The following is a 14,182-nucleotide window of genomic DNA, read 5'->3' on the forward strand; positions in this document are numbered from 1 at the left end:
ACCCCACCACCGGGGGGCCGTCTCACGTACGGTTGACGCATGACGAGCATCGGTGGTGCCGAGATGGTCGACTGGAATCTCGCGGTCGCGACCGCGACCCGGCTTGTGCGGCCGGGTCCCGAGATCAGTCGCGAGGAGGCCCGCGCCGTCGTCGCGGAACTCCGCCGACATGCCAAGGCGTCGGAGGAGCACGTCCGTTCGTTCACCCGGATGATCCCGGAGGGGCACGAACCCGAGGACACCCCGGTCCTGGTCGTCGACCGGGCGGGCTGGATCAGGGCCAACGTCGCCGGCTTCCGTGAACTGCTGCGTCCCCTGCTGGGGAAGATGCAGGAGAGGCGCGGCAACGGCCCCGGCGGTGCCGTCCTCGGCGCCGTCGGCGGCAAGGTGACCGGTGTCGAACTCGGCATGCTGCTGTCCTTCCTTGCCTCCCGGGTGCTCGGCCAGTACGAGACCTTCGCGCCCGCCACCCGGGAGCTGCCCGCCTCCGCCAAGGGCGGCGGCAGGCTGTTGCTCGTGGCCCCCAACATCGTCCACGTCGAACGCGAACTCGATGTCGAACCGCACGACTTCAGGCTCTGGGTGGCCCTCCACGAGGAGACCCACCGCACCCAGTTCACCGGGGTGCCCTGGCTCCGCGATCATCTGCAGGGCGAGATCCAGTCGTTCCTCGACGAGACCGACGTCGACCCGACGACCGTTCTGGAGCGCCTCCGTGAGGCCGCCCAGTCCTTCTCGGGCAGCAGCCGCCCGGAGGGTGAGCAGGGGGAGGACGACGGCGGGCACAGCCTCGTCGAGATCGTCCAGACGCCCGCCCAGCGCGAGATCCTCGGCCGCCTCACCGCGGTGATGTCCCTGCTCGAAGGGCATGCGGACTTCGTGATGGACGGCGTGGGGCCCGAAGTGGTGGGCTCCGTCGCGGAGATCCGGGAGAAGTTCCAGCAGCGCAGGGCCCGTGGTGCGAGCCGTCTGGACCTGGCGCTGCGCAAGCTCCTGGGCCTCGACGCCAAGCTGCGGCAGTACCGCGACGGCGAGAAGTTCGTCCGGGCCGTGGTCGACGAGGTCGGTATGGACGGTTTCAACCGCGTCTGGACCTCGCCCAACACCCTCCCCACCAAGGCGGAGATCGCCAAGCCGGCGGACTGGGTCGCGAGGGTGCACCGTAAGGCAGATTCGTGATCATGGCCCGCCCGATGGCACGAGATTGCCCCTCCAATCACCCATCCGAGGGACCATAGGGGCATGGGAAGGCGTGCAATGCTCGATGGACAGCTTGGCTCTGTCACCATCGACGCACTCTGAGTAACGGGATCTCTGCGTCCCGGTACTCCGAGGCACCTTCCCAGAACCTCACCGAAGGGCACCGGACATGGGTCCCCATCCTGCGGTCGCGGCGATACGCCTGGCGGTCCGCCGCGTACTCCACGACGTCGTCACCGACTACAACCGCCACACCGAACAGGCCGGCCGTGCCGAGTTCGCCGAAGCCGGAGCGGGTCCGCGACGGGCCTCGCTTCCCGAACGGCCCGATACCCCGCTGGTGCTCGTCGCATGCTCCGGGGGCGCGGATTCGATGGCGCTCGCCTCCGCCCTCGCCTTCGAGTCGCGCAAGCTTCCCGTCAGGGCCGGCGGCATCACCGTCGACCACAACCTCCAGCCGGGCTCCGGACTCCGCGCCAGCGAGGTCGTCACCCGCCTCGCCGAGATGCAGCTCGACCCGGTCGAGGCCGTCGCCGTTCACGTCGGCCGCGACGGCGGGCCCGAGGCCGCCGCCCGTGAAGCCCGCTATACCGCGCTGGACGCCGCCGCAGAGCGCCACGGCGCCGCCGCCGTCCTCCTCGGCCACACCCGCGACGACCAGGCCGAGACCGTCCTCCTCGGCCTCGCCCGTGGATCCGGCATCCGTTCGCTCTCCGGGATGGCCGCCGCGTCGGGCCCCGCGGGCCGCTACCGCCGTCCCTTCCTCCAGCTCGACCGGCAGACCGCCCGAAAGGCCTGCCTGGTCCAGTCGATCCCCGTCTGGGACGACCCCCACAACGTCGACCCCGCCTACACCCGCTCCCGGCTGCGCCACGAGGGTCTGCCCGCCCTGGAGAAGGCGCTGGGCAAAGGCGTCGTCGAAGCCCTCGCCCGTACGGCGCAGCTCTCCCGTGACGATGCCGACGCCCTCGACACCTGGGCGGCCGAGGCCGACCGCTCGGTGCGCGACGACGACGGACGCCTGGATTGCGCCAAGCTCTCCGTCCTGCCGCCCGCGGTGCGCCGCCGGGTGCTGCGCCGTGCCGTGATCGACGCCGGATCCCCGGCCGGTTCGCTCTTCGCCCGCCACATCGAGGAAGTCGACCGGCTCATCACCGGCTGGCGCGGCCAGGGGGCCATCAACCTGCCCGGCCGCATCGAAGCGCTGCGGCAGGGTGGCAGACTGGTGATTCGGCAGAGCTGAAGCGCAAGCGGCTGAAGTGCAGGCGAGACGGCCGGTCCGGCCCGGGGAACAGCCCGGGTCCGGAAGGCAAAGAAAGAGACGCGGGTGAACGAGAAGGACATGGGCACCGACCTTCAGTCGGTGCTCCTCACCAAGGAAGAGATCGACGCGAAGCTCGTCGAGCTGGCCGCGAAGATCGACGCGGAGTACGCGGGCAAGGACCTGCTCATCGTCGGCGTGCTCAAGGGCGCGGTGATGGTGATGGCGGACCTGGCCCGCGCGCTGTCCACCCCGATCACCATGGACTGGATGGCCGTCTCCTCGTACGGAGCGGGCACGCAGTCCTCGGGCGTCGTCCGGATCCTCAAGGACCTCGACACCGACATCAAGGGCAAGCACGTCCTGATCGTCGAGGACATCATCGACTCCGGCCTGACGCTGTCCTGGCTGCTGACCAACCTCGGCTCGCGCGAACCGGCGAGCCTGGAGGTCTGCACCCTGCTCCGCAAGCCGGACGCCGCGAAGGTCGCGATCGACGTGAAGTGGGTCGGCTTCGACATCCCCAACGAGTTCGTCGTCGGCTACGGGCTGGACTACGCGGAGAAGTACCGCAACCTTCCCTTCGTCGGCACGCTCGCCCCGCACGTATACGGCGGCTGAGTCCCCGTCCGGACGCGGCGTACCGACGCGGCGTGCTGACCCGGCGTACGGACGCGGCGCAGGGACCCGTCGCACGGACGAGGCCCAAGGGGCCCCGCCGAACCCGGCCGGACTCCGGGGAACCCTCATCGCTTTCCCGCCGTTGGAGCCTTCGAAGGCGGGTTTGTCAGACGTCCCCTGCGGTCGCGGGTGACAATGCTGGGGTACCGTCCGAAGAACAGTCTTTTCTCACAGCAGCATTTACCTACGGGCAGGAGGGACGGGGCGTCTTCGCTCCGTATGGATGGACGTGAAGCGATACTTCCGTGGGCCGGTCATGTGGATCGTGCTGGCCGTCCTCGCCGTGGTCGTGTTGATGCAGGTCGTCGGCTCGTCCGGCGGCTACAAGACGGTGGACACCGGCAAGGTGATCCAGGCGATCAGCAAGGACCAGGTGGAGCAGGCCAAGCTGACCACCGGTGACGAACAGATTCTCAAGATCGAGCTGAAGGACGGCCAGAAGCTCAAGGGCGAGTCCGGCAGCAAGTTCCAGGCGAGCTATATCGGCAACCAGGGCGTCGAGCTGGCCGACACGCTGCAGCAGAAGTTCGAGAGCGGTGACATCGAGAAGGGTTACACCGTCTCGCCGTCGAAGCAGTCCCCGTTCGTCTCGATCCTTCTCTCGCTGCTGCCCTTCGTCCTGATCGTCGTCGTCTTCCTGTTTCTGATGAATCAGATGCAGGGCGGCGGTTCCAAGGTCATGCAGTTCGGCAAGTCCAAGGCCAAGCTCATCACCAAGGACACGCCGAAGACGACCTTCGCCGATGTGGCGGGGTCGGACGAGGCCGTCGAGGAACTGTACGAGATCAAGGAATTCCTCCAGGAGCCGGCGAAGTTCCAGGCCGTCGGCGCCAAGATCCCCAAGGGCGTCCTGCTGTACGGGCCGCCCGGTACGGGCAAGACGCTGCTCGCTCGCGCAGTCGCGGGCGAGGCGGGCGTGCCGTTCTACTCGATCTCGGGTTCCGACTTCGTCGAGATGTTCGTCGGTGTCGGTGCCTCCCGAGTGCGTGACCTCTTCGAGCAGGCCAAGGCGAACGCTCCGGCGATCGTCTTCGTCGACGAGATCGACGCTGTCGGCCGGCACCGCGGTGCCGGTATGGGCGGCGGGCACGACGAGCGCGAGCAGACGCTCAACCAGCTGCTCGTCGAGATGGACGGCTTCGACGTGAAGGGCGGCGTCATCCTGATCGCCGCCACGAACCGGCCGGACATTCTGGACCCGGCGCTCCTGCGCCCGGGACGGTTCGACCGGCAGATCGCCGTCGACCGGCCGGACATGCAGGGCCGCCTCGAGATCCTCAAGGTGCACCAGAAGGGCAAGCCGGTCGCACCCGACGTCGATCTCAACGCGGTCGCCCGTCGTACGCCCGGTTTCACCGGTGCCGACCTGTCGAACGTGCTGAACGAAGCGGCGCTCCTCACGGCGCGCAGCAACAGGAAGCTCATCGACAACGAGATGCTCGACGAGGCCATCGACCGCGTCGTGGCGGGTCCGCAGAAGCGGACCCGGATCATGTCCGAGAAGGAAAAGAAGATCACCGCGTACCACGAGGGCGGCCACGCCCTGGTTGCGGCGGCTTCCCCCCAGTCGGACCCGGTCCACAAGATCACGATTCTCTCCCGCGGCCGTGCCCTCGGTTACACGATGGTGCTCCCGGAAGAGGACAAGTACTCCACGACGCGCAACGAGATGCTCGACCAGCTGGCATACATGCTGGGCGGGCGCGCGGCCGAGGAGCTGGTCTTCCACGACCCGACCACCGGCGCTGCGAACGACATCGAGAAGGCCACTGCCACGGCCCGCGCGATGGTCACGCAGTACGGCATGACGGAGCGTCTCGGCGCGATCAAGTTCGGCGGCGACAACACCGAGCCCTTCGTGGGCCGGGAGATGGGCCACCAGCGCGACTACTCGGAAGAGGTCGCGGCGCTCGTCGACGAAGAGGTCAAGAAGCTCATCGAGACCGCGCACAACGACGCGTGGGAGATCCTCGTAGAGAATCGCGACATCCTCGACGCACTGGTCCTCGAGCTTCTCGAGAAGGAGACGCTCGGCAAGGACCAGATCGCCGAGATCTTCGCCCCGATCGTGAGGCGTCCGGCCCGCCCGGCGTGGACCGGTTCCGCCCGGCGCACCCCGTCGACGCGTCCGCCGGTCCTGTCTCCCAAGGAGCTGGCACTGACCAACGGCACGAGCACTGCCAACGGTTCGGCCACCCCGGCGGAGATCGCCCCGAAGGACATCACGTCGAAGGACCTCGGCACCTCCACGGAAGCGGTTCCGGAGGAGCGTCCCGAGAGCTAGTACCCCTGTCCGACCCGGTGTGGCCCCTGTCACGGACGCACCACCAGGCCCGGAATGGAAGCCGCGCCCCCCAGGTTCTAGCCTGTGGGGGCGCGGCTTTTCCGTATGCCTGCGACATGGCCGGGCCACGCCTGCGATGTCGGGGCGACCATGCGCTTGCGACAGCTCAGAGGAACGAGGCACAGATGACCGACCCGGTGACGCTGGACGGGCAGGGCTCGATCGGCATTTTCGACGAGAAGCGGGCCGAGTCCGCCGTACGTGAGCTCCTCATCGCGGTCGGGGAGGACCCTGACCGCGAAGGGCTGCGCGAGACACCGGGCCGGGTGGCGCGCGCGTACAAGGAGATATTCGCCGGGCTGCACCAGGAGCCCGAGGACGTCCTGACGACGACGTTCGACCTCGGTCACGACGAGATGGTGCTGGTCAAGGACATCGAGGTGTTCAGCACCTGTGAGCACCACCTGGTGCCCTTCCGCGGTGTTGCCCACGTCGGGTACATCCCGGCGACCAGCGGCAAGATCACGGGGCTGTCGAAGCTGGCCCGGCTCGTCGATGTCTATGCCCGGCGTCCTCAGGTCCAGGAGCGGCTCACCACGCAGGTCGCCGATTCCCTGATGGCGATCCTGGAGCCGCGCGGGGTCATCGTGGTCGTCGAGTGCGAGCACATGTGCATGTCGATGCGGGGCATCCGCAAGCCCGGCGCCAAGACGATCACCTCGGCGGTCCGCGGACAGCTGCGGGATCCGGCGACGCGTGCGGAGGCGATGAGCCTCATCATGGCGCGCTGAGTGCTGAGTGCTGAGGCTGAGCTGAGCGCTGAGCGCTGACGGGCGGGGCGGCTCCGCGATGAGTTTGCGGCCTGGGTGGAGTCGACAGGAGTGGAAGCGGCCGGACGGCCGGATCCACAGTGAGAGGACGCCCCCATGTCATTCACACACGTGCTCGCCGTAGCGCCGGTGATGGCCATCGAGCCGGCGGTCGAGTGGTACGAGCGGCTGCTGGGCCGGCCGGCCGACACCAGGCCGATGGACGGGCTGGCCGACTGGCACATCTCGGCTGACGCCTGGCTCCAGGTCTTCCAGTCGCCCGAGCACGCCGGCGGGTCGCTGGTGAACCTCGTCGTCGACGACCTGGACAAGGCGCTGTCGGACCTCGCCGGCCGCGGAATCACCTCGGGCGACGTGCAGCCGGGTTCCGGGAGTGTGCGGTTCGCCGCGGTCCACGACCCCGACGGCAACCGGATCACCCTGATCGAGAACCCGGTGGCCCGGGTGCCGTAGCCCGGCCCGGGGAGGCCTGCCCGTCAGGCGGCTGCGGTCTTCTTGCTGTCGTCCCCGTCCTCCGGGAGCTTGCAGACGCGCTCCAGGAAGACGGCGGCGGCGACGACGGCCACGCCGGCCAGGACCGCGAAGCCCGCGTAGATGGCCTGGTCGCGGCGGGGCGGGACGTCGAGGGAGCCGAGCAGGAAGACGCCCACGCCGCCGTACAGCCCGCAGACCACGGCCGCCACGAGTGCGCTCGCCTGGCCGAAGACCACCGCGCGTGCCGCCATCAGGGGTTCGACGCCCTTCGCGCCGGGGCGTCGCTCCCGCTGCGCGCGCAGGCGCGCACGGATCGACAGAGCCGTGGCGAGCAGGACGACGGCGATCACCGCGAGCACGATGGGTGCGGCGAGGGGCACGCTCGGCAAGGTCCCCAGGGCGTCCCAGAGGCGGGCCGCGCCCCAGGACAGCACGCCGGCCCCGGCGAAGAGTCCGGCCAGTAGCCCGAGCCGTAGTTGCTTCACCGAGAGTGCCGCCCTTCGCCGCCGTTGCCCCTGTCGGACGCCCGTACCGGATGTCCGTATGCGTTGAGCCTAACGACTACTCGGGCAGCCGGAGTTCCAGGTCGGCCCGGGGAAGCACGCTGTCGCGTCCGACACCGGCGAGCAGGTCCGCGACCGGGCCTGAGCCGGGCAGTTGGGCGTCGGGATCCACGTCGTGCCAGGGGGCGAGGACGAACGCCCGCTCGTGGGCGCGCGGGTGGGGGAGGGTGAGCAGCGGGTCGTCGGACACCACGTCGGCGTACGCCACGATGTCGACGTCGATGGTGCGCGGCCCCCAGCGCTCCTCGCGGACCCGGTCGAAGGCCTCCTCGATGGCCTGGCCGCGCTCCAGCAGGGAGGACGGGGGCAGCGTGGTCTTCACGACGACCACCGCGTTGAAGTACGACGGCTGGGAGCCGGGGTCCACACCCCAGGGCTCCGTCTCGTACACGGGGGAGACCGCCTTGACCCGCAGGCCGGGGGTGTCCTCCAGGGCGTCGATGGCGCCCTGGAGCGTCTCCAGCCGGTTGCCGAGGTTGGAGCCCAGGGAGATCACGGCCCGTTTGGGATTGGAGAGGGTGATGTCCGCTGCGTCCACCTGCTCGACCACGGCGGCGGGAACCGGCTGGACGGTCGGATCGCTCTGCCCCTCGGTGGAAAATGCAGTCACGTTCGGCTCCGGGTGATGGTGATGGTCACGTCGTCGAAGGGCACGGTGATCGGGGCGTCCGGCTTGTGGACGACGACCTCGACCTCCTGAACCCCGTCGTGCTTGAGGCACTGCTGCGCGATGCGTTCGGCGAGAGTCTCGATCAGGTCGACCGGCTCACCCTTGACGATGTCGACGACCTCTTCCGCGACCACGCCGTAGTGCACGGTCTTGGTCAGGTCGTCGGCAGCTGCCGCGGGGCGGGTGTCGAGGCCCAGCACCAGGTCCACGATGAAGGTCTGGCCCTCTTCCCGTTCCCGGGGGAAGACGCCGTGGTGCCCACGGGCCTTGAGGCCGCGCAGCGCGACACGATCCACGCGAATCACTCCTGCTGTTGTTGGTCGTAGGGGCACCCGGCCGCGTGCGGGCGGCGAAGTGCCTTCTTTCGAATCTACCTGCGAGCACGGACAGTGCCCGTCCACGGGTGATGCGGGCCGGACCGCACAGAGGTCGGTAGCCGCGTATACCCCGAGATCCGGGGGTCCAATCAATTGGAAAAGGCATACCCGCTCAGGAGGGCGACTCCTCGTCGTCCTCCTCACCGGTTTCGGCCAGCACCGGTGAGCCGTGGTGGGACCAGAGCTTCCAGCCGTCCGGCGTGCGCCGGAACACATTGGTGGCGACGACGAGCTGGCCGACGAGCGGGCCGAGCGAGTTGCCCTCCTCCGCCGGGCCGCCGCTGAGGATGTTCTCGGTGCAGGTCACCAGCGCCGTGTCGCCGGTCATCGCGACCCCGACGTCGGTCAGGAAGAACTGGATGTACTCGGTGTTCGCCATGATCAGCGCGTAGCTGCGCAGCACCTCGCCGCGGCCGGTGAGCACCGGCCAGCCCGGATGGACGCAGGAGATGGTGAGGTCCTCGCCCGGCAGCCAGAGGGCGGAGAGCTCGTCGAAGTCGCCCCGCTCCATCGCCTCGTAGAACGCCGTGTTGGCCTGCTCGACGGACTCGATGTCGGCGGCGGCCCCTTCGTGCTCCTCGCGCGGGTCGTTCACGCCGCCCCCTCGACGGCACGGGCGACGCGCACGGCGTCGGCCGTGGCGCGTACCTCGTGCACACGGACCGCCCAGGCGCCCGCACCGGCGGAGAGTGCGGAGATCGCGGCCGTGGCGGCGTCGCGCTCGCGGGCGGGCGGTGGGGCCGCGCCCTCACCGGCCAGGACGTGCCCGAGGAAGCGTTTGCGGGAGGCGGCGACGAGTACCGGCCGGCCCAGATCGCGCAGCTCGCCGAGGTGCGCCATGAGGGAGAGGTCGTGGGAGGCGTCCTTGGCGAAGCCGAGGCCGGGGTCGATCACGAGCTTCTCCGGGGCGACGCCGCCCGCGATCACGGCATCCATGCGCGTGCGCAGTTCCGCGATCACTTCGGCGACGACGTCCTCGTACACCGCCCTGCTGTTCATCGACTCGCTGAAGCCGCGCCAGTGCATGACGACGAAGGGCACACCGGCCCCGGCGACGACCGGGACCATGTCCGGGTCGGCGAGGCCGCCGCTCACATCGTTGACCAGGGCCGCGCCGGCGGCGACGGCCTGCTCGGCGACGCGGGCCCGCATGGTGTCCACGGAGATCGTGACGCCCTCGGAGGCCAGCTCCCGCACGACGGGGATCACCCGGCGGAGCTCCTCCGACTCGTCCACCCGGCTCGCGCCGGGGCGGGTCGACTCACCGCCGACGTCGATCAGATCGGCACCCTCGGCCACCAGTGCGAGGCCGTGCTTGATCGCCGCTGTGGTGTCGAACCAGTGGCCCCCGTCGGAGAAGGAATCGGGCGTCACGTTGACGACCCCCATGACCGCGCAGCGGTCCCACTCCGGCAGCCCCTGCACTGTGCCCCGTCCTCGCAACGTACTCATACGACCAGCCTAGGCCCGGGAACGGGTCCGTCAGGCCGCGCGGACGCCGCGCTCCGCGCCCTGCTCGGGCCGGTGGCCGCAGGGGCGGGGGCGGGGGGAGCGGAACGGGCGGGGCAGCACGAGGCTCAGGAAGCCCTCGGCCTGCAGGGCGGCGAGGCCGATCCGGGGGAGGTCGCGGCTGGTGCGGAAGACCACGAAACGGGGCTCCCAGCGGGGCTGGAACTTCGCGTTGAACCTGTACAGCGATTCGATCTGGAACCAGCGCGACAGGAAGATCAGCAGCCCTCGCCAGCAGCGCAGCACGGGCCCTGCCCCCAGCCGCTCACCGCGGGCGAGGGCGGAGCGGAACATGGCGAAGTTCAGCGAGACGCGTGCGACGGACAGCCTGGGGGCGGCCTGCAGCGAGGCGACGATCAGGAGTTCGTTCATGCCCGGGTCGGCCGAGCGGTCGCGTCGCATCAGCTCCAGGGACAGGCCGTCCCCGCCCCACGGCACGAAGTGCAGTACCGCCTTCAGATCGCCGTACGACGATTCCTCCGCACCGGTTTCCGCCAGATGGGCGGTGGCGATGACGCAGTCGCCGTCGGCGCGGTCGCCGATCCGGCCCAGCGCCATGGAGAAGCCGCGCTCGGTGTCGGTGCCTCGCCAGTCGGCGGCAGCCCTGCGGATGCGTTCGAGTTCGGTGTCACCGATGTCGCGGACGCGCCGGACGCGGGTCTCGTAACCGTTGCGCTCGATACGTTTCACCATCTGGCGTACGTTGCGCATCGCACGCCCGGCGAGGGAGAAATCCGCGACATCCACCACCGCCTCGTCGCCGAGCTCCAGAGCGGTCAGCCCGGTCTCCCGGGTCCACACCTCACCGCCGGTCTCACTGCAGCCCATCACCGCCGGGGTCCACGAATGCGCCCGGGCCTCGTCCATGAAGCGCTCGATGGCACCCGGCCAGGCCTCCACGTCGCCGATCGGGTCGCCTCCGGCGAGCATCACCCCGGACACCACGCGGTAGCAGACGGCGGCCTTGCCGCTGGGGGAGAACACGACGCCCTTGTCACGGCGGAGCGCGAAGTGCCCCAGCGAGTCGCGGCCCCCGTGCTTGGCCAGCAGGGCCCGCAGCCGGGCCTCGTCGTCCTCGGTGAGGCGGGCGGCCGGGTGCTCGGGGCGGAAGGCGAAGTAGATCGTGGTGACGGCGGTCAGCAGGCCGAGAGCGCCCAGGGAGTACGCCACCGTCCAGGAGGTCGTCCCGGCGTAGTCCACGGGCCCCTCCAGGCCGAACAGGCCGTAGAGCACGTGCTGGAGCCGGTCGGCGATGGACGGGTTCCCCACGACCCGGCCGGGATGCACGCTGACGACGACCAGACCGAGCGCGAGCGAACCCGCACCGAGGAGGACGAAGTTGGCCAGCGCCCTCCAGCGGCTCCGCGGGTCGGGCAGAGCGGCGAACTGGCTCCGGTGCCGCACCAGCAGGAAGCACAGCGCGAGGGAGACGAGCACCCCGATCAGGGAGTGGCGGTAGACGAACTGCGCCACCGCGCCCGCGGGCAGCAGGACGACGGCGGCCCGCCAGGCGCGCCGCTTGTGCCGTTTGATGCCGTGGGCGAGCAGGAGCAGCAGGACGCCCGAGCTGAGCGAGAGCGCCGCGGCGAACGGCCCGAGGGCGCCCGGGAGCACCTCGGCGAAGGTGTGCATCCGGCTGTGCCGGAACCGCGGGAAGACTCCGGCGGCGACATCGATCAGGCCGACCGCCGCGCAGGCGCTTCCCACCAGTGCCGGTACGGACGCGGGTCGCGGTCCGCGCAGGAACCTGCGTCCGCGTGCCGCATGCGGAACCGTTCCTGATTTATCCCCATCTACCGTGACAGACATCGCTTCCCGTGGCTCCGCGAGAGATTCCTGAGTCCGTCGGCCGAAGCCCCTACGGACGATGTGCGCCCTCTAGGACGAGGCTTCCGCGGAGTGGGTTCATCCCCTTTCCGGAAATTTCCCGCACAGAAAGCTCACCTTCACCCATGGGTCTCACCAGCAACGCCGTTCTGGTTCTGGCGGTATCACTGGCCGTCGGGCTGTTCGCGGCCACGATCCGGCTCTGGCCCCGGCTGGCCGCCCGCACCGCTTCCGCGGTGGCGGGCCGGATCGGCCTGCTGCTGGCGACCCAGCTGGCGCTCTTCGTCTCGGCCGGTCTCCTGGCCAACAACTCCTTCCTCTTCTACGGCTCCTGGGCCGATCTGTTCGGGCAGAAGCAGGACCTGGGAACGGTCACCGACCACGGCGCCGGTGAGCCCGTGGCCGGGGGCGTGGCCAGGATCGGCACCCAGCGGCCCGATGTGCCGGGAGGCGGCAGGCCCGCGGTGGCGGGCCGGATCGACAAGGTCGTCGTCTCCGGGCGGGCTTCGCGGATCGACAGTCCGGCGTACGTCTATCTGCCCCCGGAGTACTTCCAGCCGGCGCACGCCCGGCGGACGTTCCCCGCGGTCATCGTGCTGACCGGCTACCCGGGCACCGCCGAGAACCTGGTCAAGGGCCTGCGCTACCCGCAGACCGCTCATGAACAGGTCAGGGCGGGCAGGGCGCAGCCGATGGTCCTGGTGATGCTGCGGCCGACGGTGGCGCCGCCCCGGGACACCGAGTGCGTGGACATCGCGGGGGGCCCGCAGGCCGAGACGTTCTTCGCCGAGGACCTGCCGCAGGCGGTGTCCCGGACGTACCGGGTCGGCAGCCGGGCCCGCAACTGGGGTGTCATCGGCAACTCGACCGGGGGCTACTGCGCGTTGAAGCTCGGCCTGCACCACCCGGAGCGCTTCGCCGCGAGTGCCGGTCTGTCGGCCTACTACAGGGCGGCCGAGGACCCGACGACCGGCGACCTCTTCCACGGGGACCGGAAGGCGCGCAACCGTGCCGATCTGTTGTGGAGCCTGGACCACCGGGCGCCGGCCGCCTCGTCCTTCCTGGTCACGACGTCCCGGCAGGGCGAGGGGAACCTCCGGGGCACCCGGGAGTTCATCGACCGGGTGAAGGCACCCGCCAGGGTGTCCTCGATCGTGCTCGACAGCGGCGGCCACAACTTCAACACCTGGCGGCGGGAGATTCCTCCGGCCCTGGAATGGATGAGCGGCAGGCTCAGCGCGACCTGACCCCGGCGCCCCCGGCTCCGCCCCGGCCGGCGGCACCGTGGTTCACGGTGAAGCGACCGTCGCCACGGTCTCCACCGCGACCTCGGCACGCGGAAGGTCCTGGGCGTCCGCGTCGATCGAGCGGCGCAGCGCCTCGTGGAGGCGGGCCGGGGTGAGAACACCCAGGAAGCGGCCGGTGCTGTCCTTGTCGATGACCGCGATCCAGCCCGCGTCGTGCTGGAGCATGGTGGCGAAGGCCTGCTTGAGCGGGGCGCCGAGCGGAAGCCACGCCTCCATGCGGCGGGCGTGCTCGCGGACCGTTCCCGCGGCATCGGCCGACGCGGCGTCGCCCGCGGGGATCCAGCCGTGCAGGTTGTCCTCGCCGTCCAGCACGACCGCCCAGCGGGCGCCATCGGCCCGCAGCCGCGCCGTCGCCTTCGCCAGCGGATCGTCGAGGTGGACGACCGGCGGCTGGTCCAGGTCGCTCTCCTCGATGGGGGTGACCGAGAGCCGTTTCAGACCGCGGTCCGCCCCGACGAAGTCCGCGACGTACGGCGTCGCGGGTGCCCCGAGCACGGTGGCCGGGGAGTCGAACTGCTCGATCCGGCCCTGTCCGTACACGGCGATACGGTCGCCGAGCCGGACGGCCTCCTCGATGTCGTGCGTGACGAACAACACGGTCTTGCGCACCTGAGCCTGCAGTTTCAGGAATTCGTTCTGCAGTCTTTCCCGTACGACGGGGTCGACGGCGCCGAATGGTTCGTCCATCAGCAGGACCGGCGGGTCGGCGGCCAGTGCGCGTGCCACACCGACCCGTTGGCGCTGACCGCCGGACAGTTGCTCGGGATAGCGCCCGCCATAAACGGAAGGATCAAGTCCGACGAGATCGAGGAGTTCGGCGGCCCGCTCCCGCGCCTTTCCCCGGTTCCAGCCGAGGAGATGGGGGACGGTTGCCGTGTTCTCCAGGACCGTCTTGTGCGGAAACAGCCCGACCTGCTGGATCACATAGCCGATGCGACGGCGCAGTTGTACCGGGTCGATGGCGGATATGTCGTCCCCGTCGAGGAATATCCGGCCCTCTGTCGGTTCGATCAGACGGTTCACCATCTTCATCGTGGTCGTCTTGCCGCAGCCGGAAGGTCCGACGAGCGTGACCAGTTCACCCTCGGCGACCTCGAAGGAAAGGTCGTCGACGGCGGTGGTGCCGTCCGCGTACCGCTTGGTGACGTGCTCGAAACGGATCATGATTCCCCATTGTGACGCGGGTTCTGTGAAGGACA

General features: G+C 69.9%; 14 protein-coding genes. 7 read left to right on the top strand and 7 right to left on the bottom strand.

Annotation, left to right across the window (positions count from 1 at the left end):
- The first annotated feature begins 39 nt into the window (after positions 1 to 39).
- The 6 genes from OG257_RS21355 to OG257_RS21380 all read left to right on the top strand — a co-directional run bounded on the left by OG257_RS21355 (position 40) and on the right by OG257_RS21380 (position 6,709).
- On the top strand, positions 40 to 1,179 hold the full coding sequence (locus OG257_RS21355; RefSeq protein WP_329209746.1) for a zinc-dependent metalloprotease: 1,140 nt from the start codon (positions 40 to 42) through the stop codon (positions 1,177 to 1,179).
- A 190-nt stretch (positions 1,180 to 1,369) separates the two neighbouring features.
- The gene (tilS, locus tag OG257_RS21360) at positions 1,370 to 2,443 is read left to right on the top strand and encodes a tRNA lysidine(34) synthetase TilS (protein WP_329209748.1); all 1,074 of its coding nucleotides are present in this window, start codon (positions 1,370 to 1,372) and stop codon (positions 2,441 to 2,443) included.
- Positions 2,444 to 2,542: 99 nt separating this feature from the next.
- Positions 2,543 to 3,082 carry a hypoxanthine phosphoribosyltransferase gene (gene hpt, locus OG257_RS21365; protein ID WP_329215242.1) on the top strand — a complete coding sequence of 180 codons (540 nt, stop codon included), beginning with the start codon at positions 2,543 to 2,545 and terminating at the stop codon, positions 3,080 to 3,082.
- A 283-nt stretch (positions 3,083 to 3,365) separates the two neighbouring features.
- A complete protein-coding gene (gene ftsH / locus OG257_RS21370; protein WP_329209750.1) occupies positions 3,366 to 5,426 on the top strand; it encodes an ATP-dependent zinc metalloprotease FtsH in 2,061 nt (686 codons plus the stop codon).
- 185 nt (positions 5,427 to 5,611) lie between these two features.
- Positions 5,612 to 6,217: a GTP cyclohydrolase I FolE gene (folE, locus tag OG257_RS21375; protein WP_329209752.1), complete on the top strand. Its 606-nt coding sequence runs from the start codon at positions 5,612 to 5,614 to the stop codon at positions 6,215 to 6,217.
- A 135-nt stretch (positions 6,218 to 6,352) separates the two neighbouring features.
- Complete coding sequence (locus tag OG257_RS21380) at positions 6,353 to 6,709, top strand: VOC family protein (RefSeq protein WP_329209754.1); 357 nt, start codon at positions 6,353 to 6,355, stop codon at positions 6,707 to 6,709.
- Between the two features lie 23 nt (positions 6,710 to 6,732).
- On the opposite strand, the gene OG257_RS21385 is transcribed toward OG257_RS21380, so the two are convergent.
- The 6 genes from OG257_RS21385 to OG257_RS21410 all read right to left on the bottom strand — a co-directional run bounded on the left by OG257_RS21385 (position 6,733) and on the right by OG257_RS21410 (position 11,658).
- The gene (locus tag OG257_RS21385) at positions 6,733 to 7,215 is read right to left on the bottom strand and encodes a DUF3180 domain-containing protein (protein WP_329209756.1); all 483 of its coding nucleotides are present in this window, start codon (positions 7,213 to 7,215) and stop codon (positions 6,733 to 6,735) included.
- A gap of 76 nt (positions 7,216 to 7,291) precedes the next feature.
- Positions 7,292 to 7,903 carry a 2-amino-4-hydroxy-6-hydroxymethyldihydropteridine diphosphokinase gene (gene folK, locus OG257_RS21390; protein ID WP_329209758.1) on the bottom strand — a complete coding sequence of 204 codons (612 nt, stop codon included), beginning with the start codon at positions 7,901 to 7,903 and terminating at the stop codon, positions 7,292 to 7,294.
- A complete protein-coding gene (gene folB, locus OG257_RS21395; RefSeq protein WP_329209760.1) occupies positions 7,900 to 8,259 on the bottom strand; it encodes a dihydroneopterin aldolase in 360 nt (119 codons plus the stop codon). The genes folK and folB overlap by 4 nt, the downstream gene beginning before the upstream one ends.
- A 193-nt stretch (positions 8,260 to 8,452) precedes the next feature.
- Positions 8,453 to 8,935 (bottom strand): nuclear transport factor 2 family protein, encoded by a 483-nt coding sequence (locus OG257_RS21400; protein WP_329209762.1) that lies wholly within the window; start codon positions 8,933 to 8,935, stop codon positions 8,453 to 8,455.
- Positions 8,932 to 9,792, bottom strand: coding sequence for a dihydropteroate synthase (gene folP / locus OG257_RS21405; RefSeq protein ID WP_443054450.1), 861 nt, complete (start codon positions 9,790 to 9,792; stop codon positions 8,932 to 8,934). The genes OG257_RS21400 and folP overlap by 4 nt, the downstream gene beginning before the upstream one ends.
- A 30-nt stretch (positions 9,793 to 9,822) precedes the next feature.
- On the bottom strand, positions 9,823 to 11,658 hold the full coding sequence (locus OG257_RS21410) for a phosphatidylglycerol lysyltransferase domain-containing protein (protein ID WP_329209763.1): 1,836 nt from the start codon (positions 11,656 to 11,658) through the stop codon (positions 9,823 to 9,825).
- Between the two features lie 143 nt (positions 11,659 to 11,801).
- Here OG257_RS21410 and OG257_RS21415 point away from each other — a divergent pair, with 143 nt between their 5' ends.
- The gene (locus tag OG257_RS21415) at positions 11,802 to 12,923 is read left to right on the top strand and encodes an alpha/beta hydrolase (protein ID WP_329209765.1); all 1,122 of its coding nucleotides are present in this window, start codon (positions 11,802 to 11,804) and stop codon (positions 12,921 to 12,923) included.
- Positions 12,924 to 12,965: 42 nt separating this feature from the next.
- Here the strand turns inward: OG257_RS21415 and OG257_RS21420 are convergent, their stop codons facing one another.
- Positions 12,966 to 14,147, bottom strand: coding sequence for an ABC transporter ATP-binding protein (locus OG257_RS21420; RefSeq protein ID WP_329209767.1), 1,182 nt, complete (start codon positions 14,145 to 14,147; stop codon positions 12,966 to 12,968).
- Positions 14,148 to 14,182: the final 35 nt, after the last annotated feature.

The sequence above is a fragment of the Streptomyces sp. NBC_00683 genome (assembly GCF_036226745.1).
Lineage (GTDB): Bacteria > Actinomycetota > Actinomycetes > Streptomycetales > Streptomycetaceae > Streptomyces.

Coding starts and splice junctions, on each gene's coding strand:
- OG257_RS21355 (WP_329209746.1), top strand. CDS start 40: ATGACGAGCATCGGTGGTGCCGAGATGGTCGACTGGAATCTCGCGGTC.
- tilS (WP_329209748.1), top strand. CDS start 1,370: ATGGGTCCCCATCCTGCGGTCGCGGCGATACGCCTGGCGGTCCGCCGC.
- hpt (WP_329215242.1), top strand. CDS start 2,543: ATGGGCACCGACCTTCAGTCGGTGCTCCTCACCAAGGAAGAGATCGAC.
- ftsH (WP_329209750.1), top strand. CDS start 3,366: ATGGACGTGAAGCGATACTTCCGTGGGCCGGTCATGTGGATCGTGCTG.
- folE (WP_329209752.1), top strand. CDS start 5,612: ATGACCGACCCGGTGACGCTGGACGGGCAGGGCTCGATCGGCATTTTC.
- OG257_RS21380 (WP_329209754.1), top strand. CDS start 6,353: ATGTCATTCACACACGTGCTCGCCGTAGCGCCGGTGATGGCCATCGAG.
- folP (WP_443054450.1), bottom strand. CDS start 9,792: ATGAGTACGTTGCGAGGACGGGGCACAGTGCAGGGGCTGCCGGAGTGG.
- OG257_RS21410 (WP_329209763.1), bottom strand. CDS start 11,658: ATGTCTGTCACGGTAGATGGGGATAAATCAGGAACGGTTCCGCATGCG.
- OG257_RS21415 (WP_329209765.1), top strand. CDS start 11,802: ATGGGTCTCACCAGCAACGCCGTTCTGGTTCTGGCGGTATCACTGGCC.
- OG257_RS21420 (WP_329209767.1), bottom strand. CDS start 14,147: ATGATCCGTTTCGAGCACGTCACCAAGCGGTACGCGGACGGCACCACC.